The sequence below is a fragment of the Amycolatopsis marina genome, assembly GCF_900111885.1.
Taxonomy (GTDB): domain Bacteria; phylum Actinomycetota; class Actinomycetes; order Mycobacteriales; family Pseudonocardiaceae; genus Amycolatopsis; species Amycolatopsis marina.
On the sequence record NZ_FOKG01000004.1, the window covers coordinates 23,627 to 46,090 of the forward strand.

General features: G+C 68.2%; 3 protein-coding genes. All 3 read right to left on the reverse strand.

Annotated features, from left to right (window positions below):
* Positions 1–59: 59 nt before the first annotated feature.
* The 3 genes from BM199_RS08105 to BM199_RS08115 are packed head-to-tail and all read right to left on the reverse strand — an operon-like array spanning position 60 to position 22,463.
* Positions 60–1,319 carry an MFS transporter gene (locus BM199_RS08105; RefSeq protein WP_177242519.1) on the reverse strand — a complete coding sequence of 420 codons (1,260 nt, stop codon included), beginning with the start codon at positions 1,317–1,319 and terminating at the stop codon, positions 60–62.
* Positions 1,297–13,101 carry a non-ribosomal peptide synthetase gene (locus BM199_RS08110; protein WP_091671692.1) on the reverse strand — a complete coding sequence of 3,935 codons (11,805 nt, stop codon included), beginning with the start codon at positions 13,099–13,101 and terminating at the stop codon, positions 1,297–1,299. Before BM199_RS08110 ends, BM199_RS08105 begins: the two co-directional genes overlap by 23 nt.
* 5 nt (positions 13,102–13,106) lie before the next feature.
* Positions 13,107–22,463 carry a non-ribosomal peptide synthetase gene (locus tag BM199_RS08115; RefSeq protein ID WP_091671694.1) on the reverse strand — a complete coding sequence of 3,119 codons (9,357 nt, stop codon included), beginning with the start codon at positions 22,461–22,463 and terminating at the stop codon, positions 13,107–13,109.
* Between the last annotated feature and the right edge of the window lies 1 nt (position 22,464).

Genomic DNA, 22,464 nt, shown 5'->3' on the forward strand with positions numbered 1-22,464 from the left:
AAAGGCCCTTGTCCGACACGGTACGGACAAGGGCCTTTCGCTGCTTTCGCAGCAGATTCTCAGTTGCCGTCGAGTTCCCGCGCGGCCAGCACCTTCGGCAGGTCACGCAGGCTGGGGCTCACGGTGACGGAGGTCGCTATCACCAACATGATCGCGGCACAGGCCAGGACCGCCAACGTCGGATCCACCGCCACGACCAGACCTCCGGCCAGCGGCCCGAGAGACTGGCCGACGCCACCGAAAAGGTGCGCGGTGCCACTGAGCCTGCCGCGCAACTCGTCCGGCGTGGACAACATCTGGTACGACTGCACGCTGCTGGTCGCCGTGGGCGTCAGGAAAGCCATCACCCCGAGCAGAACGCCGTACCAGTACCCGGCAGGCACCACCGCGATCAACGGGATCAGCACGCCCGACAGCCAGGTGAGCGCCACGATCGACCGGTACGGACCGAGCTTGGCCTGCAACGGGGACGCCACGAACGCCCCGGCGAGCCCGCCGACTCCGAGCATTGTCGCGATCAGGCCGACCTCGCCGGCGGGCACGCCCTTGGCATTCGCCACGACGATGACGACGAAGAACAGGGCCGCGAAAACGAAACTGATCCCGACCTGCGAGAAGAAGGTCGCGCGGATCTTCGGCTGTTTCCAGACCCACGCGAGCCCCACGCGTGTCTCCGGGAGGATCGAGCGGAGCGGCTTCTTGGTCTTCTCCCGAGGCGGAACACGGATGAACAGCACGGCGACAGTGGACACCACATACGAGATCGCGTCCGCGACGAACGGAAAAATCCGGTTGATTCCGAACAGGAAACCGCCCAGCGCCGGGCCCACCGTCGCGCCGAGATACGCGCGTGCGGCAATACCGGCGACAGCTGGCGGCAACTGTTGCTCGGACACCAGTCTGGGCAGGGTGGCTTCCTCCGCGGGCGCGAACAACGTGGCGAACATACCCTCGATCAGGGCGACAAAAAGGATCACCGGCACCGACGCGTGGTCGGTGGCGATCGCGATCACCAGGCCGATGAACGCGATCGCCCTGGAGACCTCGCAGGTCACCAGAACCTTCTTGCGGTCCCAGCGATCGACGAGCGCTCCCGCGAGAACGCCGGTGGCGAATCTGGCCGCCCCATTGGCGAACCCGACCAGGCCGGCGGCAACGGCCGATCCGCTGATCGCCAGCACCAGCAGTGGAAAGGCTATGATCGAGGCCGACGCGCCCAGCTCAGAGAGAGTTTGGCTGCTCCACAGCAGGATGTAGTTGCGGTTTCGGGATAGCGGCGGATAGCTGCTCGGCGTCTCAGCGGTGGTCGTCGTCCCCATACACGTTCCCATTTCTCAGGAGGAGGCCGGCATCGCCACGGTCGTCGGCGATCCGGTGCAGCACACCGATCAGGCTGTCCGCAAGCCACCGCACTGTGGTCTCCCGGTGCACTGATGTCGAATAGGTCCACAAGAACCGCAGCCTGCCGTTCTCGACGCTGCTCACCACGTCCAGTACGAACGGCCGGTTCTCGTCCGGGCTGTCGTCGCGTCCGATTCCGAAGATCCGCTTGCGCGCGGGGCCCGAGCCCGCATCGTCGATCCACTCCTCACCCAGGTAATTGAAGAGCAGTTGTGGCGTGCGCCCTGCCACGGTTCCGGTGAGGTACCGCAGCACGCCATAGCCCAGCCCCCGCTGCGGCACTGCCCGCAGCTGCCGTTTGGTGGCACGGATCAACGCGGTCACGTCCGCGTCCTTCGGCATCGTGAGTTCGACCGGGTAGATCGTGGTGAACCAGCCGACGGTCCTGGACAGGTCGACGTCTTCGAAGATGTCCTCGCGCCCGTGGCCTTCCATCCCGAGCACCACGCGTTCCCGGCCGCTCCATTCGGACAGCACCAGGCCGAGCGCGGCGACGAGGACGTCGTCGATCCTGGCCCGGTGCCTGCCGGGGATCCGCCGCAGCAAGGCATCCGTTGCCTGCTCGTCCAGCCCGGCGGTCACACTCGCGGCCGAGGCCCCGGTGTTCTGGCCGGTCAGATCGGCCGGCAGAGGTGCGTCCGCGATCCCGGACCAGTACTGCTGTTCGTGGTTCCACCCGCCCGCCTTGGCCTGCTCCAGCAGTCGTGCGGCCCACTGCTGGAACGAGGTCGACTTCGGGCCCAGGTCCACCGGTTTGCCCGCGCGTGCCTGGCTGTAGCCCTGGTCGAGGTCGTCGAGCAGGACCTGCCAGGAGACCGCGTCCACCACAAGGTGATGAGCGGTGAGCAGCAGATGGGATGGCTCGCCCTGGCGGACGAGCAGCACCGGCTGGAACAACGGGCCGCCCAGCTGGATGGATTCCTGGGTACGCCCGGCGATCCTGTCGATTTCGTCGGTGCCGTCGGCCTCGACCCGCGGCACCGCCACCTCGGGCTCGGGCGGTTGGATGTGCTGGTGCCACTCGCCGCCCGCCTGCCGGAACGTCGCCCGCAAGGTGTCGTGCTGGTGCAGCAGGGCAACGAGTGCCGCCCGCAGCGCCGTCTCGTCCACGTCCGGGACGAGTTCGAGGAGCACCGACATGGTGAAGTGGCCGGGGTCGACCGGGTGGGTGTCGAAGAACCAGTGCTGGATGGGCGTGAGCTCCACCGCGCCGGTGACGTGTTCGGTCTCGGCGGGTGACGTCGGCGCGGACTCGGTTTCCACCACCGGCGCCAGCGCCGCGATCGTCTGGCGCAGCATGAGGTCGCGAGCCGTGATCCGCCAGCCCTCGGCCCTGACCCGGGACACGACCTGCATGATCTTGACCGACTCGCCGCCGATATCGAAGAAGTTGTCGTGGACACCGACCCGCTCGACACCGAGAACGGCCGACCAGATCTCCGCCAGCTTGCGTTCCACCTCGGTCCGCGGCGCGACATGTTCGTCGTCCACTCCGAGCTCGGCCGGGACCTCCCGCAGCGCCGCGATGTCGACCCGGCCATCGGTCGCCTGCGGGAGCACGTCGACGACCCGGAACTCGGCCGGGATCAGGTACGCCGGAACGCGTCCCACGAGGTACTCGGTGAGATCGTCGGGAGCCGAGCCCGTCGCGGGGACCACGAACGCCACCAGATGGTCGTCCCAGGCGATCACCGCGGCCTCGTCCACATTCGCGTGGCGGCACAGCACGGCCTCCACTGCGCGCGGGTCGACCTGGAAGCCCCGCACCCTCGTCACCGAACCGAGGTCCTCGATCATGCCGTCCGGCAGGTACCTGGCGCGGACCCCGACGCGCACGCCGTCCACGTGCAGATCCCCGGGAACCCCCACGGGGGCCCGGTTCTGCCACTCGTCCAGCACCCGGACGGTGCGATTGGGCAGTGGCGTTCCGAGCAGGATCCGATCGCCGGCGGCCGCCTCGCGATACAGCGCACCGCCCGCCGTATGTGGGCTGGACCAGATCGACACCGTCGGGACATCCCACGGCACCGCCTGCGCCGTGCCATAGACCAGCATCAGGCGCAGGTCGCTCGGCGGTTGGAAACCAGCGCGGGCCAGGGCGCGGAGCTCGGTCGGCGTCAGGCCGAGGATCGTGACCTCGTCCGGAATCTCCCCGATTACCACTCGTCCGCCGGAAACCAGCGGTGCCCACAACTCCCACAGGGAGGTGTCGGTCGACGGCGAGTGCCAGTACGACCAGGCGTCCTGCGCGGTGCAGCCGAATCGGGCGCTGGCACCGGCCAGCGAACCGGCCAGCGCGTCGTGACTCACCGGAACGGACCCGTCCAGCACGCAGGCCGTGCCTTCCGGCGCGACCTCCCCGGCCGGCTGGACCCCGCCGGAGTCGGCCCGGGCAACGTCGGTCTCGACAACTCGGTAGGCACCGCCAGCCTTGAGCACGGCCAGCATCGCCACGATCTGCTCCACGCCGCGCGCCAGGCGCACCTCGACGATCGCCCCAGGCCGCAGCCCGGACACGGCCAACCCCTGAGCCAGCCGGTCGGCCCTCCCGTCCAGTTCGGCATACGTCACGACGGAATCGGCCTGGACGATCGCCACGCCGTCCGGCTGCCGCAGGGCTTGTTCGTGCACGAGGTCGTGCACCCGGCCCGCCGCCGGAACCCGTTCCGCATCGCCCCATTCGCCGATCTGCCGCTTCCGCGCATCATCAAGCATGCTGAGGTGGGCGATCGGGCGATCGGCATCGTTCACGATCTGGCCGAGCAACGTCGTCAGCTGTTCGAGCAGGTGCTCGACAGTCTCGCCGTCGAACAGGTCCGGGTTGTACTCGATCAGCACGTCGAGTCCGCCGTCCCGCTCGGCGCAGTCGATGTTCAGGTCGAACTGTGCGGCCACGGACGGTGGCGGGAACTCGGTGACCCGGACCCCGGGCAGGTCCGGTGGCTCGATGGGCGCGTTCTGCAGCACCAACATCGCCTGGATCAGCGGCGTCCGGCTCGGGTCCCGGGCCACGTCGACCTCGTCCACCAGGCGTTCGAACGACACGTTCTGATGGTCGAACGCACGGGACACCGTGTCGCGGACCTGAGCCATCAGGTCGACGAACGAGTCCGAGCCGTCGACGCGGCTGCGCAGCACGACCGTGTTGACGAAGAAGCCCACGACCTCGGTCAGCTCGGCGCGGTCCCGGCCCGAGGTGACCGTGCCCACCGTGACGTCCGGCGATCCGGACCAGCGCGAGAGCAACACCTGGGTCGCGGCCGCCAGGGCGACGAACAGCGTGAGCCCGTTGCTCGCGCACAGGGAATCCAGCAGCGTCACTACGTCCTGGGGAACGTGTGCCGAGCACAGCGCGCCCGAATGGGTCTTCATCGGTCGCCGCATCCGGTCCGTCGGCAGGTCGGTCGGCGTGAGGTCGGCAAGTTCCTCTCGCCAGAACGCGAGGTCCCGCCTCAGCACCTGCTCACCCAGCGCGGACCGTTGCCACACCGCGAAGTCGCTGTACTGCAGGACCGGTTCGGGCAAGGATTCACCGCGATAGAGGGAGGCCAGTTCACGGGTCAGCACGCCCATGGACCACCCGTCGGTGGCGATGTGGTGCATGCTCAGCACGAGCACGTGATCGTCCTCGGCAACGCGGAGCAACAATGCCCGCATGACCGCCTGGGTGGCCAGGTCGAACGGCCGGGACGCCGCCTCGGCGACGCGGCGCCTCAGTTCGTCCTCCGTGGACACGCTCAGCACGGTGAACTCCGGCCGTTCTGACGAACGCACCATCTGTCCTCCGACGCCGTCGGAGGAGACGTAGATCGTCCGCAGGATGTCGTGCCGGGTGGCGAGTGTGGTCACCGCCGCGCGCAGGGCGGGCACGTCCAGACGGCCGGTCAGGCGCAAGCCGGCGGAGACGTTGTACTCCGGGCTCTCCGGTTCCAGGTTGTACAGGAACCACAGGCGCTGCTGCGCGAAGGACAGTGGCAGCAGACCATTTCTTGGCCCGACCGGGATGGTGTCCATCGGGGTCCCGGCGCGCCCGGCGATGACCTGTGCCATGGCGGCCACCGTCGGCGCGTCGAACACGTCCCGCGGAAAGACCCGGACGTCGAACTCCTTCCCGGTCCGCGCGGCCACACTGATCGACCGGATGGAGTCGCCGCCCAGCGTGAAGAAGTTGTCGTGGATGCCGACCGCCTCGATGCCGAGTGTGTCCGCCCAGACCCGCACGAGCCGTTCCTCGACCGCATCCCGAGGGGCAACCTCCGAGCGAGGCGACACAACGGGTTCGGGAAGCGCGCGACGGTTGATCTTTCCGCTGGACGTCAGCGGAAGCTCGGCCAGCGTCACGAACAACGGCGGAACCATGTACTCCGGCAGCCGGTCCGCCAGGTGAGCACGCACGGTACCGACGTCGACGTACTCGGGCGCCAGGTAGCCGACGAGCCGGGTCCGGTCGGCGCTGAGCACCACGGCCGCGGACGACACGCTCGGGTGTTCGGTGAGCACGGACTCGATTTCACCGAGCTCGATCCGGAAACCACGAATCTTGACCTGGTCGTCGACCCGGCCGAGGTACTCCAGCACGCCGTCGGTGCGCCATCGCGCCACGTCGCCGGTCCGGTAGAGCCGGGAAGACTCACTCCCGATGAACCTCTCCCTGGTCAGCTCCGATCGGTTGAGATAGCCGCGCGCGATCTGAGCGCCACCGAGGTACAGCTCGCCCTTGGCACCCAAGGGCAGCGGGCGCCGCTGGGCGTCCAGAACGTGAACCTGGGTGTTCCACACCGGACGTCCGATAGGGACGGTGCCGTTCACGTCGTCGGCGGCACACCGGTGGTACGTCACGTCGACGGACGCTTCGGTCGGCCCGTACAGGTTGTACAGCGGCGCGTCCAGCACCTCCCGGAAACTCCGCCACAGCTCGGCGGGCAACGCCTCACCACTGCAGATCACCCGGCGCAGGCTCGTACAGTGCCCGCTCGCCGGCTCGGCCACGAACGCGCGCAGCATGCTCGGGACGAAGTGGACAGTGGTGACCTGTTCCCGCTGGATCAGGGACGCCAGGTACCCCGGATCGCGATGACCATCCGGGCGCGCGACGACGAGCGCGGCCCCGACCTGCAACGGCCAGAAGAACTCCCACACCGACACATCGAACCCGGCCGGCGTCTTCTGGAGCACCCGGTCATCCGCATCGATTCCAAATTCGGCCTGCATCCACACCAGGCGGTTGACGATTCCGCTGTGCGGGACCACCACGCCCTTGGGCCTTCCGGTCGAGCCGGACGTGTAGATGACGTACGCGGGCGCGGCCGGGTCCAGCGGAGTGTGCGGACGCTCGCCGGAGTACTCCGCGAAGTCCTGGGCGTGGACGACGGGTTGCTCGCAGGCCAGCGGTCGATCGGTGATCACGACGGCGGGTTCGGCGTCCGCGAGCATGAAGGAGACCCGGTCTTGCGGGTGGTCCTGGTCGACTGGCAGATAAGCCCCGCCTGCCTTGTGAATCGCGTACAACGCCACCACGAGGTCGATCCCGCGGGGCAGTAGTACCGCGGCGATCCGCTCCGGGCCGACACCGCGTTCGGCCAGTGCCCGCGCCATTCGATTGGCTCGAGTGTCGAGTTCGCGGTAGGTCAGTACGGTGTCCTCGAAAATCACCGCGGCCGCCTCCGGTGTCCGGTCGACCTGCCTCTCGAACAGGTCGACCAGGGTGGCCGCCTCGACTGGATGGCCGGTGGCGTTCCATACCGCGAACTGGTCGAGTTCCCGCCGCGTCGCCGTGGGCAGGTCGCGGACTCCACGGCCGGCCGTCCGCGGCATCGCACCCAGCACGAGCGCGAGGTGCTCGGCGAGGCGGTCGACCGTCGAGGCTTCGAACAGGCTGGGATCGTAGGTGATCATCATGGCCAGGTCTTCACCCGGATACGCCAGCAGGTTCAACGGGTAGCTCGTGCTCTCGACACCCTGCACCTCGTCTAGCCGCAGTCCGCCGTCGGCCGCGGCCGCGGTGTCGGCGGGGAAGTTCTCGAACACCACGATGCTGTCGAACAGCGCGCTGCCGTTGGGCAGATCGCTCCACGTCGTGAGGTCGGCGAGCGAGACGAACTCGTGCTCGCGGGAAGCGACCTGGTCCGCCTGGAGGTCACGCAGCCAGCCGACCAGATCCCGGTTCCCGTCGACCCCGACGCGGACCGGCAGGGTGTTGATGAACATGCCGACGATGTCGTCCGAACCGGGCAGCTCACCCGGGCGCCCGGACACGGTGGCTCCGAAGCAGACTTCCTGCTCTCCCGAGTACCGCGACAGCAGCAATGCCCACGCCCCCTGCACGATCGTGTTGACGGTCAGGCGGTGCGCCTTGGCGAAGTCGGTCAGCCTGGCCAGCTCACCGCCCGGGAGGGTCACCCTGACCGAGGCGGTCGCCGCCGCGGCGTGCGACTTCGCCGGCGGTCGGTCCCATGGCAGTGGAGTCTTGGTGTCCAGGCCGGACAGTATGTTCCGCCAGTGTCGCTCGGTCGCGGTGCGATCGCGTTCCGCCAGCCAGGCCACGTAGTCGCGGAAGGGCGGGCGTGCGGACGGCGCGGTAGCACGTTTCCCGCGCAGGAACGAATGCTGACCGACCAGATCGCTCAGTACGTGGAATGTGCTCCAGCCGTCGAGCAGCAGGTGATGCGAGGTGCGGAAGACGCGCACACTCGTGGGTGAGATGCGGGCGATTGCCAGGCGCAGCAAGGGCGCCTGGCTCAAGTCCAGGCCGCGCGCCCTGTCCTCGGAAAGGTACCGCTGTGCCTCGGCCTCCTGCTCATCGGCGGAAAGGCCGGTCCAGTCGAAGTAGACAGCCGGGACGCGGACGTCCCGGTGCACTACCTGGAGCGGCTCCGGCACGCCTTCCCACAGCATGGCGCTGCGCAGCACCGGCGTGCCGTCGACGACGGCCTGCCACGCGGCGGCCACCGCCGCCGGGTCGTCGGCTTCGTCGAGGACGAAGGACATCTGGTCGACGTACACGCCGGAGTCGGAGTTCATCAACGAGTGGAACAGCATTCCCGCCTGGGTCGGCGTGAGCGGGTACACGTCGTCGACGTTGTCCCCGATGCGATCCACCGCTGCCTGGTCGAGCCGCGCCAACGGGAAGTCGGACGGTGTGCGCCCACCCGCCTGCGGCGAGACGCAGTGCTCGACGAGCTCCTGCAGCGTCGTTACGAGCTCGTCGGCCAGCCCCCGGATCGTCGACTCGTGGTGGATCTCGCTGGAGAACAGCCAGACGAACTCCAGCGCGCCCTGCTCCACACTGCATGCGACATCGAGCAGGTACTGCCTGTGGTCGACCTTGCTGTGGTCGTCGCCGATGCCGACGTGCCTGCCCCGGAACAGGTCGCCGGCGATACCGGTGTCCCACTGACCGAGGTAGTTGAAGCTGATCTGCGGTTGTTCCTGCGTGGCCAGCACGTGTCCCTGTTCGGTCAGGTACCGCAGGGCGTCGTACCCTATTCCGCGCCGGGGAACCGCGCGCAGTTGCTCCTTGATCGACTTGATCAGTTCGGACGGATCGTCGTCAGGAGGGACGCTCAGCGGCACCGGGAAGTGGGTCGTGAACCAGCCGACCGTGCGCGACAGATCGACATCCGGAAAGAGATCCTCGCGGCCGTGGCCCTCCATGCCGATCAGCAGCCGGTTCCGGCCCGTCCACCGCGCCAGCACCGTCGCGAGCGCACTGATCAGCAGATCGTTGACCTGAGTGTGGTAGGCGCTGGGCGCCGCGTGCAGCAGGGTGTCGGTCGTCTCGGCTCCGAGCCGAGCCGAAACGGTACGCACACCCGCGGCCCGGTTCGGGCCGTCCGCGTCCACCGGCAAGCGCGGATCGAAGTCGTCGAGTCGCCGCCAGTACGGCAGTTCGTCATCGAATCCGCCCGTACGCACGTGCTCGGCAAGGCGGTCCGCCCAGCGCTGGAACGAGGTGGTCTTGACCTGCGGATCGGCTTGTCCACAGGCGACGATCTGCTGGTACGCCGTGTCCAGATCGGACAGCAGGATTCGCCAGGAGACACCATCGACGACCAGATGGTAGACGGTGAGGAACAACTGCTCCCGGCCGGTGCCGAACCGGAACAGCACCGCTCGGACCAGCGGACCCTTGGTGAGATCGAGGGTCGACTGGGCCCGGATGGCCGTCGCCGCCAGATCCTGGCGGTCTGCGTCGACGACCTCGAACGTCGCCGAGCGCTCACCGGAGCACCACTGGCGCCAGCCATCGCCGGTGCGCTCGTAGCGCATCTCCAGCGCGTCGTGGTGGGCCACGACGGCGTCGACCGCCTGACGCAATGCCGTCTCGTCCGCGCCTTCGGCGACGTCCAGGAGGATTGACATGTTGTAGTGCCAGGGAGCCACCGTGTTCGTCTCGAAGAACCACCGTTGCACCGGCGTCAGCACGACCGGGCCGAGCACCGCTCCCTCGTCGACCGGGACCGCTTCGGGTGCACCGGAGCGCACGAACGTGGCGAGCGACCGGATTGTCTGCCGGACGAACAGGTCCTTCGACGACAGCACCAAACCGGCCCGCCGGGCCAGCGACACCACCTGGATGCTCAGGATGGAGTCGCCGCCGAGCTCGAAGAAGTTGTCCATCACCCCCACCCGTGGAACCCCGAGCACGGACGCCCAGATCGACGCCAGCTCCTCCTCGACCGGCGAACTCGGCGCCACATAGGATCCGGTGGCCTCGCCTGCCTCCGGCGCAGGCAGGGCTCGCCGGTCGACCTTGCCACCCGGAGTCAGCGGAAGCCGGTCGAGCACGACGAAGACGGCCGGAACCATGTAGTCCGGCAGACGGCCACCCAGGAAACCGCGCACCTCGGCGATGTCGGGGTCCTCGGCGACGACATATGCCACGAGACGGCGGCGTCCAGTGGACTCGTCCGCGACGACGACACACTCGCGCACCAATTCGTGGGTCAGTAACACGGACTCGATCTCACCGGGCTCGACCCGGAAACCACGGATCTTCACCTGCTCGTCGACCCGGCCGAGGAACTCCAGCTCACCGCCGGCCAGCCAGCGAGCGCGGTCACCCGTGCGGTACAGCCGCTCACCCGGGTCGAAGGGCGCGGGCAGGAACCGCTCCGCGGTCAGCTCGGGCCGGTTCAGGTAGCCCCGTGCGATGCCGTCGCCCGCGATGCACAGTTCACCCGGGACACCGACCGGAACCGGCAGGAGGTTCTCGTCGACGACGTACACCCTCGTGTTCGCCAGCGGGCGCCCGACCGGCACGACCGAGAAACCGGCGAGGTTCTCCGGCGAAGGCACGAAGACGGTCGAGTCGACCGTGGCCTCGGTTCCGCCGTACGCGTTGACGACCCGCGTACGGGTGTCGAGTACCTCCAGCAGTTCCTGGCAGTCCGCGGCTCGCCAACCTTCCGACCCGACCGACAGGATCGCCAACGGCGGGAAGGCGGTGCCGCGCGCGCGCACCTCCTGCACCAGTGTCCGCAACAGCGACGGCACGAGTTCGAGTCCGGTCGCGCCGGTCCGCTCGATCAGGTCCAGCAACGCGGGCGGTTCGGTGACCACGTCCTGCGGGCAGATCAGGAAAGTGCCACCGAAGAACATCGACCGGAGCATGTCGGCGAAGAACAGGTCGACCGAAAGGCTGGACACCGACATGAACCGGGGCCGCGCCTCGGTCAACCCGTACAGCGCGTCCCAGGCGTGCGCGATGTACCCGAGGTTGCGGTGTTCGATCAGCACGCCTTTCGGCGTACCGGTCGAACCGGAGGTGTAGATGGCGTACGCCAGGTCGCCCGGGCCGACGGTGTTGGTCGGCCGGTGCGCAGGCCGACTTTCCCAGTCCTCGTCCAGCAGGACGAACTCGGCGTCGTCGAACGGGAACCGCTCGGTCAGCTGACGTTGCGCCAGCACGATCGGCACCGCGCTGTCGCTCAGTATGTACGAAAGGCGTTCCGCCGGGTAGCCCGGATCCAGCGGGACGTACGCGCCACCGGCCTTCAGCACCGCGAGTATCGCCACGACCGCATCCACCCCGCGTTCGGCGAGAACACCCACCAGGACATCCGGACCGATACCGCGTTCGATCAGCCGGTGGGCCAGCCGGTTCGCCCGTTCATCGAGGTCCCGGTAGGACAGTGCGGCATCACCGCACCGCACCGCGATCTCATCCGGCCGCCTGTCGACCTGGGCCTCGAACAGAGCATGGATCGGACCATCGGCGGGCCGGGCGACCGCGGTGTCGTTCCATCCGGCCAGCAGCGACCGATCCGCCGCGGTGACGACGGGCAGCGATTCGACCGCTGCTTCCGGGGCTGCGACGATTCCGGTAAGCAGCAGCGAGAGCCCACCTGCGATCCGCTCGATCGTCCCCGGGTCGAACAGGTCACTGTTGTACTCGATGGTCAGTTCGATCTCGCCGTCCCGCTCGGCGAAGTCGAAGGTGATATCGAAGGCCGCCGCCAGACAGGGCAGGGGGAACTCGCTGACCTCCAGCCCGTGCAGCCGGGGCAGCTCCATCCCGGTGTTCTGCAGGACGAGAAGGGCCTGCACGAGCGGAGTACGACTCGGGTCACGTTCCGGCGCGAGCTGCTCGACCAGCTGTTCGAAAGGCACATCCTGGTGTGCGAACGCGTTCAGCACCGTCTGCTTTACCTCGGCGAGGTAGTCGTCGAACGCGTCTTCCGCGGTGGACCGGACCACGAGTGTGTTGGTGAAGTCCCCGACCACGTTCTCGAGCTCCGCCCGGCCACGCCCGGTGGAGACCGCGCCGATCGCGATGTCCGTGGTTCCCGTCCACCGGGACAGCAACGCGCTGGTGGCGGCAACGACCAGCATGAACAGGGTCGTCCCCCGAGCCCGGCACAGCTGCGACAGCCCAGCGGTGACGTCGGCCGGGATCCGGGAAACGTGCAGCGTTCCGTTCGTAGTCCGGATCGTCGGCCGTGGCCGATCCGTCGGCAGTTCCAGAGGGGTGATCCCGGCCAACTGCTCGCGCCAGTAGGCCAGGTCTCCGGCCAGCGCCGACTCGGTGAACCGGTTCCGTTGCCACACCGCGAAATCAGCGGGCTGCACCGGCAGCGGTGGAAGTTCCGGCGACGCACCGCCCACGGCCGCGTCGTACAGGAAGGTAAGGTCCCGCAGCAGCACCCCCATCGACCATCCGTCGGTGACGATGTGGTGCACGCTCAGTACGAGGACATGCTCCACATCGGACAGTCGCCACACCTGGAACCGGGCCAACGGACCGGTCCGCAGATCGAACGGCTCGGCGACTTCGATACGAGCGAGCCGATCCAGCTCAGCGGACTGGTCGGGGACGGAGGAGAGATCCGTCAGCGGCATCGGCACGCGCGTGGGCGGGCCGATGCGCTGCACGCCCACCCCGTCCACGGTGTCGAACGTCGTTCGCAGCGCCTCGTGCCGGGCGACCAAGCCGTCGACGGCGGTCCGCAGGGCGTCGAGGTCGAGCATTCCGGCAAGCCGCAGGCCGACCGACGCGTTGTACTCGATGCCCTCCGGGTCGTACTGGTGCAGGAACCACAGCCGCTGCTGGGCGAACGAGAGCGGCAGCGTGTCTTCCCTCGGCACCGTGGGAATCCGGTCCACTGTCGTCTTCGCGGAGCGGCCCGCGAGCCGCTTGTCGAGCATCTTTCGTACATGCTCGGGAAGCGCCGCGATCCGGTCCTCGCGTGATGAAGACATGTCCGTCACTCCCCCGGTGCCAGCTGCTCGAGTTCGGCCAGCACCCGTTCCTCGATGATTTCCGCGAGACCACTGACGGTCGGGTGGTCGAACAGGTCTCGCGGCGACAAGTCGACACCGAACGCGTCCCGCACCCTGGACACCGCCCGGATCGACAGGATCGAGTCACCGCCGAGAGCGAAGAAGCTGCTGTGCGCGCCGACCGCGTCGACGTTCAGTAGCTCCGACCAGATGGCCGCCAACGTCTCCTCGGCCGGCGTCCGTGGTGCCTCGTACGGCTCGGTCGGCTCCACTTGGCCGGTCGGGTCCGGCAACGCCCGTCGGTCGACCTTTCCGTTGGGAGTCAACGGGAGCTGGCCGAGCACCAAGAATGTCGACGGCACCATGTGCTCGGGCAACGTTCGCCGCGTGTGCTCGCGCAGGTCCGCGGTGCTCGGCTCGGGTCCGTCGGCCACGACATACGCGGTAAGTCGCCGGATTCCCGTGCCGTCGTCATGCGCGACCACGACGGCCTCGCCCACCTGCGGATGCAGCCGCAGCGACGCCTCGATCTCGCCGGGCTCGATGCGGAAACCGCGGATCTTGACCTGGGTGTCGACCCGGCCGAGGAAGTCGAGGGTGCCATCCGGCAACCAGCGCGCCCGGTCGCCCGTGCGGTACAGCATGTCATCGGGCACGAACGGGTTCGGCACGAAACGCTCCGCATTGAGGTCCGGCCGATTGATGTAGCCGGCACCCACACCGTCCCCGCCGATGTAGATCTCTCCCGGTGCCCCGACCGGAACCAGCGCCTGGTTGTCGTCAAGCACGTAGACCGTCGTGTTGGCAATCGGACGGCCGATGGGCAGCTTGACGTCCGGCGCGGGGTTGCTGTCCACGAGGTGGACCGTGGTGATGGACGTGCACTCGGTCGGCCCGTACACGTTGATCACCTGCAGGTCGGGCATCCGCTCGGTGAGCTTCGCGCAGTGCACCGGGGACAGCACGTCTCCGCCGACGACAAGCTGCCGTACGCCACTGAACGCGTCCGCGTCCGCGTCGACGAGTTCGTGGAACATCCCGGTCGCCAGTACCAGATTGGTCACCCCGTGACGGGAGTTGAACTCGCGAATTCTGTCGACGGTAAGCATCTCGGGCGGGCGGATCGCCAGGCACGCACCGTTGAGCAGGCCGTTCCAGACCTCGAACGTCGAGGCGTCGAACGAGATCGAGGCGCAGTGCGCGACCACGTCACCACTACCCACCGGGCAGTAGTCGCCGGGCTTCACCAGCCGGACCACGCCCCGGTGCTTGACCCGCGCGCCACGTGGCTTTCCGGTGGAGCCCGACGTGTACATCGCGTAGACCAGGTCGTCCGGCGTGACACCGGTGTCCGGCGGCCCGCTCGGGCTCTCCGGCAACTCCTCGTTCAGGCGCACCAGCTTCGCACCGGTGTCGGGCAAGCGGCCCACGAACCTGTCCAGCGTCAGCACGACCGGAACCGCGCTGTCGGTGAGCATGAACGACAACCGGTCGGCCGGGTATCCCGGGTCGAGCGGCACGTATGCGGCGCCTGCCTTGAGAACACCGAGAATTCCCACGATCAGCTCGACACCACGCTCGACACACAGGCCGACGAGGGTTCCCCGAACGACCCCCAGGCTGATCAAGTGGTGCGCCAGCCGGTTGGCTCGATCGTCGAGTTGCCGATAGGTCAGCACCGTGTCGCCGAACACGACAGCCGGTGCGTCCGGATCGCGCCGGACCTCGGCTTCGAACACCTGGTGCACACACAGGTCGCGCGGATAGCTGACCGCGGTTTTGTTCCACTCCACCGTGATCTTGTTGCGCTCCGCGGCATCCACGGCGGGCAGCTCGGCGATCCGCCGGTCCCCGCAGGCCACGATGCCGTCGAGCACGGTCCGCAGGTGCTTGCCAAGACGTTCGATGGTCGACACGTCGAAAAGATCGTCGTCGTACACCAGCGTGCACGACAGCTCGTCACCCGCGTATGCGATGAGGTTCAACGGATAGGTGCCCACCTCGACGGTTGTCAGGTCCCGCAACCGCAGGCCGTGCTCGGCGGCGGCATTGTCGTCGACCGGATAGTTCTCGAAGACCACGATGCTGTCGAACAGGCTTGTGCCGGCGGGCATGTCGCTCCAGGTCTGCATGTCGGCGAGCGCGACGAACTCGTACTCGCGGCCTTCGACCTGCCTGGCCTGTATGTCCCGCAACCAGTCCACCACCGGACGGTCGACGTCGACGCCGACGCGCACCGGGAGCGTGTTGATGAAGATGCCGATGATCGACTCGGCACCGGGCAGGCCGGCAGGCCTGCCGGCGACGGTGGTACCGAAGCAGACGTCCCGCTCGCCCGAGTACCGGGAGAGAAGCAACGCCCACGCTCCCTGTACGACCGTGTTGACGGTCAGGTGGTGCCCGCGGGCGAATGCCGCCAGCTTCATCGTGTCCTCAGTGGTCAACACCAGCTCGGACCTGGCGTTGGCCTTGGAGCGGTGGGATTCCGCGGGTGCCCGGTCGAACGGCAGCGGCGTCGGGCTCTCCAGGCCGGCGAGGACGTCACGCCAGTGGGCCTCCGCCTGGACGCGATCCTGCTCGGCGAGCCAGCCGACGTAGTACCGGAACGACTGCCGCGCGGCCAGCTCGGTCACGGGAATGCCGGCGTGCACGGCGAAGGTCTCGACAAGGACCTGGAACAGGCTCCACCCGTCCAGCAACAGGTGATGGGAGGCGCAGTACACCCAGACGGAGTTTCCGGACAGCCGCGCGATGGTCAGCCGGGTCAGTGGCGCCTTGGACAGATTCATTCCGGTGGCCCGGTCCGCCGCCATGTACTGCTCGGCGGCATGCCCGAGGGCCTCCTCGGACAGCCCGGTCCAGTCCAGGTAGGTCACCGGTAGCTCGACCTGGTTGTGCACGACCTGCAACGGCTCGGCCAACCCTTCCCACACCAGGGAGGTGCGCAGGATCGGCGTCCGGTCGATCACGGCCTGCCAGGCGCGGCCGAGGCGCTCCGGGCCGGTGACGCCGTCCAGCGTGAAGGCCATCTGGCCGAGGTAGGCGTCGGGGTTGATCAGCCAGTGGAACAGCATCCCGGACTGGATTGGCGTGAGCGGGTAGATCTCCTCGACCGTTCGCCCGTTGCCCGCCACCATGTCCACTGCCGACTGGTCCAGTTTGGCCAACGGGAAGTCCGACGGCGTGCAGCCGCCCGCGCCGGGCCTTCCGCAGTACTCGATGATCAGGCGCAGTTCGGCGGCCAGCTCGTCACCCAGCCGCCGTACGGTGTCCTCATTGTGGATGTCGGCCGAGTAGATCCAGACGAACTCGAGCTGGTCCCGTTCGACCATGCCGACCACATCCAGCAGGAACTGCCTGGGGTTGCCCGGGCCGCGATCCGTCCCGATGTTCCAGGTCCGGCCCCGAATGAGGGAGTCCGATCCGGAGTTCCACCGGCCGAGGTAGTTGAAGCTGATCTGCGGCGGGACGGTGGTGGGCGGGGTGCCGGTGAGGTGACGCAGCGCGCCGTGACCGATGCCGCGCCGGGGGACGTCCCGCAGCTGCTGTTTGACCGACTTGATCGACTCACCGACATCCTGCCCGGTGGGGACGGTCAACGCGACCGGATACACGGTCGTGAACCAGCCGACGGTGCGGGAAAGGTCGGTGCCGGCGAACAGGTCTTCGCGACCGTGGCCTTCCATTCCGATCAGCACGCGCTCGTTTCCGGCCCACCGCGCCAGCACCCGGCCCAGCGCGGCCATCAGCAGGTCGTTGACCTGCGTGCGGTACACCCCGGGCACCTTGTGCAGCAACGCGTCGGTGTCCTCGGCGCTGAGCCGGACCGAAACCTGGCGCGCCGAGGACTCCAGGTTCCCTCCGGTCGAGTCGCGAGGCAGATCCGGCACCGGCCCGATGGAGTCCCAGTAGTCGCGTTCGTCGTCGAAACCACCGGATCGGGCGTGCTCGGCCAGCAGCCCCGCCCAGCGCCGGAACGAGGTCGTGCGGACGCCGAGGTCGACCTGGCGACCGGCCACCACCTGTTCGTACGCCGTGGTCAGATCCGAAAGGAGCACCCGCCACGCCACACCGTCGACGACGAGGTGATGGATTGTGAGGAACAACTGGTCGTGACCCACCAGCACGGCACGGACCAGCGGCCCGTCCGCCAGGTCGAGGCCGGCCTGCACCCGCTCCGGGTCCAGCGTCTCCGCCGACTCGATCACCACCGACCGTTCGCCGGAGCTGTGCTGCCGCCAGCCGTCCTCGGTCCGCTCGAACCGCATCTCCAGCGCGTCGTGCCAGGACACGACGGCCTCGATCGCCGAACGAAGTGCCGCGACGTCGACCCCGTCGGCCAGATCCAGCAGCACGGACATGTTGTAGTGCGATGGCGTCACCGTGCACATCTCGAAGAACGACCGCTGGACCGGGGTCAGCTCGACCGGCCCGACCGCCACATCGGTATCCGGACCGTCGAAATCCCCGGTGCGGACGACGGGTGCCAGTGCGGCGATGGTCTGGCGAAGGAACATGTCCTTGGAGGACAGCACCAGCCCGGTCCGGCGTGCTCTGGAGACCACCTGGATGCTGAGGATGGAGTCGCCACCGAGTTCGAAGAAGTTGTCCATCACGCCGACGCGGTCGACGCCGAGCACCTCCGCCCAGATCTCCGCCAACTGCCGCTCGATCCGGCTCCGCGCCGCGACATAGGCCGACTCCGCGGACAGCGGCCCGGACATCGCCGACAGCGCGCGCCGGTCCACTTTGCCACTTGACGTGTGCGGGAACTCATCCAGCACGCGGACGGCCGCGGGCACCATGTACTCAGGCAGCCGGGAACGCACGAAGTCCCGCACCTCGACCGGATCCGGTGCACCTGCACCGGCACCGGCCGAGACGACATAGCCGAGCAGCCTGCGCACCGCGCCGTCCACCCGGGGCACCACCACGGCGTCGGCCACGCCGGGATGTGCGGCGATGGCCGCCTCGACCTCGCCCGGCTCCACCCGGAAGCCACGGATCTTCACCTGCTCGTCCGCGCGGCCGAGGAACTCGAGGACACCGTCGGCGGTCCAGCGCGCCCGGTCCCCGGTCCGGTAGAGCCGCTCGGCGGTGTCGAACGGGGCCTGGACGAAGCGCTCCTCGGTCAGCTCGGGCCGACCCACGTAGCCACGGGCCAGCCCGTCGCCCGCGATACACAGCTCGCCTGCGACACCGATCGGAACCGGTGCCAACTGGTTGTCCAGGACGTACACGCGGGTGTTGGCGACCGGGCGTCCTATCGGAACGGTCGACAGCTCGTCCGTGATGATCTCGTGACAGGTCGCCACGATCATGCTCTCCACCGGGCCGTAGCCATTGACCAGTCGCAGCGTCGGGTTGATCCGCCGGGCCTTCGCCAGGTGGCTGCCGGAGGCCGCGTCACCGCCGACGATCACCTGCCGGACGCGTTTCACCGTTTCCGGGAACTCGTCGACCAGGACGTTGAACAGGCTCTGCGGCAGGCACAGCGTGGTCGCACCGTGGCGGACGATCAACTCGGCGAGCCGCTCGACCTCGGTCTGCTCTCCGGGGTACAGCACGGACGTGCCGCCGTGCAGCAACGCGCCCCACAGTTCGAGCGACATGCCGTCCCAGGACATCGACATGCACTGCGGAATCACGTGGTCCGGGCCGAAGTCCAGGAAGTCGGTGCCGAAGAAGGTGCGCACGGTGGCCCGGTGCGGCAGGGCGACACCCTTCGGCGTACCGGTCGACCCGGACGTGTACAGCACACAGGCGAGGTCGTCTGCCGCGACCGCGGTCTTGGGGTCCACACCGGAGTGCTCGGCCGCAAGCGCCTCACTCAGATTCACAATGGTGTAGCCGTCCGGCAGCAAGTCGGTCAGGTTCTCTTCGGTCAGGACGAAGTTGGCACCGGCATCGGCGAGTACGAACGCCAGCCGTTCAGTCGGATACGCCGGGTCCAGCGGCAGGTACGCGGCACCGGCCTTGAGGATGCCCAGCAGCGCCACGACCAACTCCGGGGTACGCCGCAGGCACAGCCCGACCGGGCGTTCCTGCCCCGCGCCCAGCGAGATCAGGTGGTGTGCCAGTTGATTGGCCCGGTCATCTATGTCCCGGTAGGACAGTTCCTCGTCCTGGTACACCACGGCCGTGCGGTCCGGGTACTTGGCGGCCTGGTCGGCGAACAGTTCGTGAATGCACTTGTCCGCCGGGTAGGACACGGTCGTGTCATTCCATTCCCGGGTCACCTGGCGGTACTCGGCCTCGCCGAGCAGCGGCAACGCCGACACCGGAGTCCGCGGAGCGGCGGCGATGCCCTTGAGCAGGGTCGCCAGGTGCCCGGCCATGCGCCGGATCGTGGTGCTGTCGAACAGGTCCACGTTGTAGCCAACCCAGCCGAGCAGTCGGCCGTCACGTTCGGCGTACTCGACCGTGATGTCGAACATCGTCGTCAACCGGGGCAACGCGTACTCGGTCAGTCGCAGACCGGACGGCAGCGCGGTGTCCTGCATCCACGCGTTGTGCAGCACCATCATCGCTTGCACCAACGGGGTCCGGCCTGCGTCCCGCTCCGGGGCGAGCTCGTCCACCACGGCGTCGAACGGCACGTTCTGGTGCGCGAACGCCTGGAGCACGGTCTCCTTCACCGAGCCGACGAATTCCGTGAAGGACTGAAGTTCGTCGATCCGGGATCGCAGCACGACGGTGTTGACGAAAAACCCGACCAGGTCCTCCAGCTCGGACCTGTCCCGGCCGGACGTCACCGTGCCCAGTGCGATGTCGTTCGATCCGGACCAGCGTGCCAGCAGCACCTGGGTCGCCGCGGCCAGTGTCATGAACAGCGTGACACCGGCGTCGCCGCAGAGTTCCTTCAGCCGGTCCAGGTCCTCGGCCGGGAGCGCGAAACTCTCGGCGCCACCATGCCAGGTCCGCACCGCGGGCCGCGGCCGGTCGGTCGGCAGTTCGAGTGGGTCGACTCCGGCCAGTTGTTCCCGCCAGTAGGTCAGGTCGCCGGCGAGCGCGTCGTCGGTCCACTGGTCTCGCTGCCACACCGCGTAGTCCACGTAGTGCACGGGCAGTTCCGGCAGATCGGCCGCCGCGTTCTCGGCCGTGTCCTGATACAGCGTGATCAGCTCGCGGGTGAGCACGTTCATGGACCAGCGGTCGGTCACGATGTGGTGCAGCGTCAGCACGAGAACGTGATCCTGCTCGGCAGCCCGGATGAGCATCGCCCGCACGAGCGGTCCGACTCGCAGGTCGAACGGGCGTTGCATCTCGGCCTGCACCAAACCGGTCAACGACGTCTCGAGGTCCTCGGCCGCGGACAGATCGACCACGGCCCAGGCAGGCTCGCCGGAAGCATGGACGAACTGGACGCCGACGCCGTCGACCGAGCCGAACGTCGTACGCAGAATCTCGTGCCGGGCGACGAGGGCATCCAGCGCCGATCGCAACGCCTCGGTGTCCAGCGGCCCGGTCAGCCGGAGCCCGGCCGAAACGTTGTACTCGGCGCTGCCCGGCTCGAACTCGTCCATGAACCACAACCGCTGCTGCGCGAACGACAGTGGCATCGATGCCTGCCGTGGCGCGACCAGGATCGTCGACCGGGAATCCGGTTCGGGCTCGATCTGGAGGGTCGAGGCCAGCGCGGCCACGGTCGGGTTGTCGAACACCGCACGCGGCGACACATCGACGCCGAGGGCGGTACGCATCCGGGACACCGCCTGGATGTTCAGCAGCGAGTCGCCACCGATCTCGAAGAAGTTGTCCTCGATACCCACCCGGTCGAGCCGCAGCACCTCCTGCCAGATCCCGGCGATCACCTGCTCGGGGTCGTTGCGCGGTGCCACGTAACCGGCCGACGCGGCCGCATCCGGGTCCGGGAGCGCGTCGCGATCCACCTTTCCACTGGAGCTCAACGGCAACGCGTCGACCACAACGAACCGGGACGGCACCATGTGCTCGGGAAGCCTGCGGGACAACGCCCGCTGCAGTTCCGAGCCACGGGTCGCGGTCTTCGTCGGCACGACGTAGGCCACGAGCCTGCTGTCCCGGACGACGACCACGGACTGGGCCACGCCGGGGTGCAGGCTCAATGCGGCCTCGATCTCCCCTGGTTCGATCCGGAAGCCACGGACCTTGACCTGGTCGTCGATCCGGCCATGGAAATCCAGCAACCCATCCGCTCGCTCGGAGACGAGGTCGCCGGTCCGGTAAAGCCGCTCAGCCGGATCGAACGGCGCCTGGACGAAACGTTCCGCGGTCAGCTCCGGCCGGTTCAGGTAGCCCTTCGCCAGTCCGGCGCCGGCGACGTACAGCTCCCCCTGCTCTCCTGGCGAGACCGGGCCAAGCTCGTCGTCGAGCACGTAGACGCGAGCGCCGTTGATGGCCGATCCGATCGGCACGTCCCCGGCACCGGACAGCGGCGGGCTCATCGTGGCGCATACCGTTGTCTCGGTCGGGCCGTAGGCGTTGATGAGCGTGCGGCCACGGGACCACTGCCCGGCCAGACCGGGCGTGACCGCCTCACCGGCGACCACGAGCACCCGGACCTGCTCCAGCCCGCCGCTGGGCACCACCGCCAGCGCCGACGGCGGCAGGGTCAGATGGGTGACGTCGTGCCGCGCCACCAGGTCCACCAGCGGTGCACCCGGCTGCACCTCGTCAGCGGACGCGACGACCAGAGTCGCCCCGGTCAGCAGCCCCATGCACAGTTCCCACACCGAGGCGTCGAAGCTCAGCGGGGCGAACTGGAGCACACGGCAGCCTGGCCCGGCGCCGAGTCGCTCGACCTGGCTGCGCACCAGGCTCGCGATGCCCGAGTTGGTGACGAGTACACCCTTGGGGGTGCCGGAGGAGCCGGAGGTGTAGATGACGTACGCGACCCCGGACAGTTCCCGGCCGATCTCCGGGTCCGCGGTGTCCCGCGATTCGAGCAAGGTATCCGGGTGGTCCAGCAGGATCCGTTTCCCGCCACGCGGCAGCCTGCCCGCCACGTCGGTGGCCGTGACGACTCGCGCCGGCTTGGCGTCCTTGAGCATGAACGTGATCCGGTCGGCCGGGTAGTTCGGGTCGACCGGCAGGAACGCAGCGCCGGTCTTGGCCACGGCCAGTGTCGCCACGACGGCGTCTACCGACTTCGGCAGCACCAGTGCGACGATGTCGGACCGGTTGACGCCCTGCTCGATCAACAGGTCCGCCAACTGGTTGGCACGCGCGTTGAGCTCCGCGTAACTGAGAGCGTCGTCGCCGCTCAGCACCGCGGTCGCGTTCGGTGTCTGGGTTACCTGGCTTTCGAAGAGATCGGCAAAGCAGCCGAGCTGATTGTCGCCAGCGGTCGATTCCCGCATC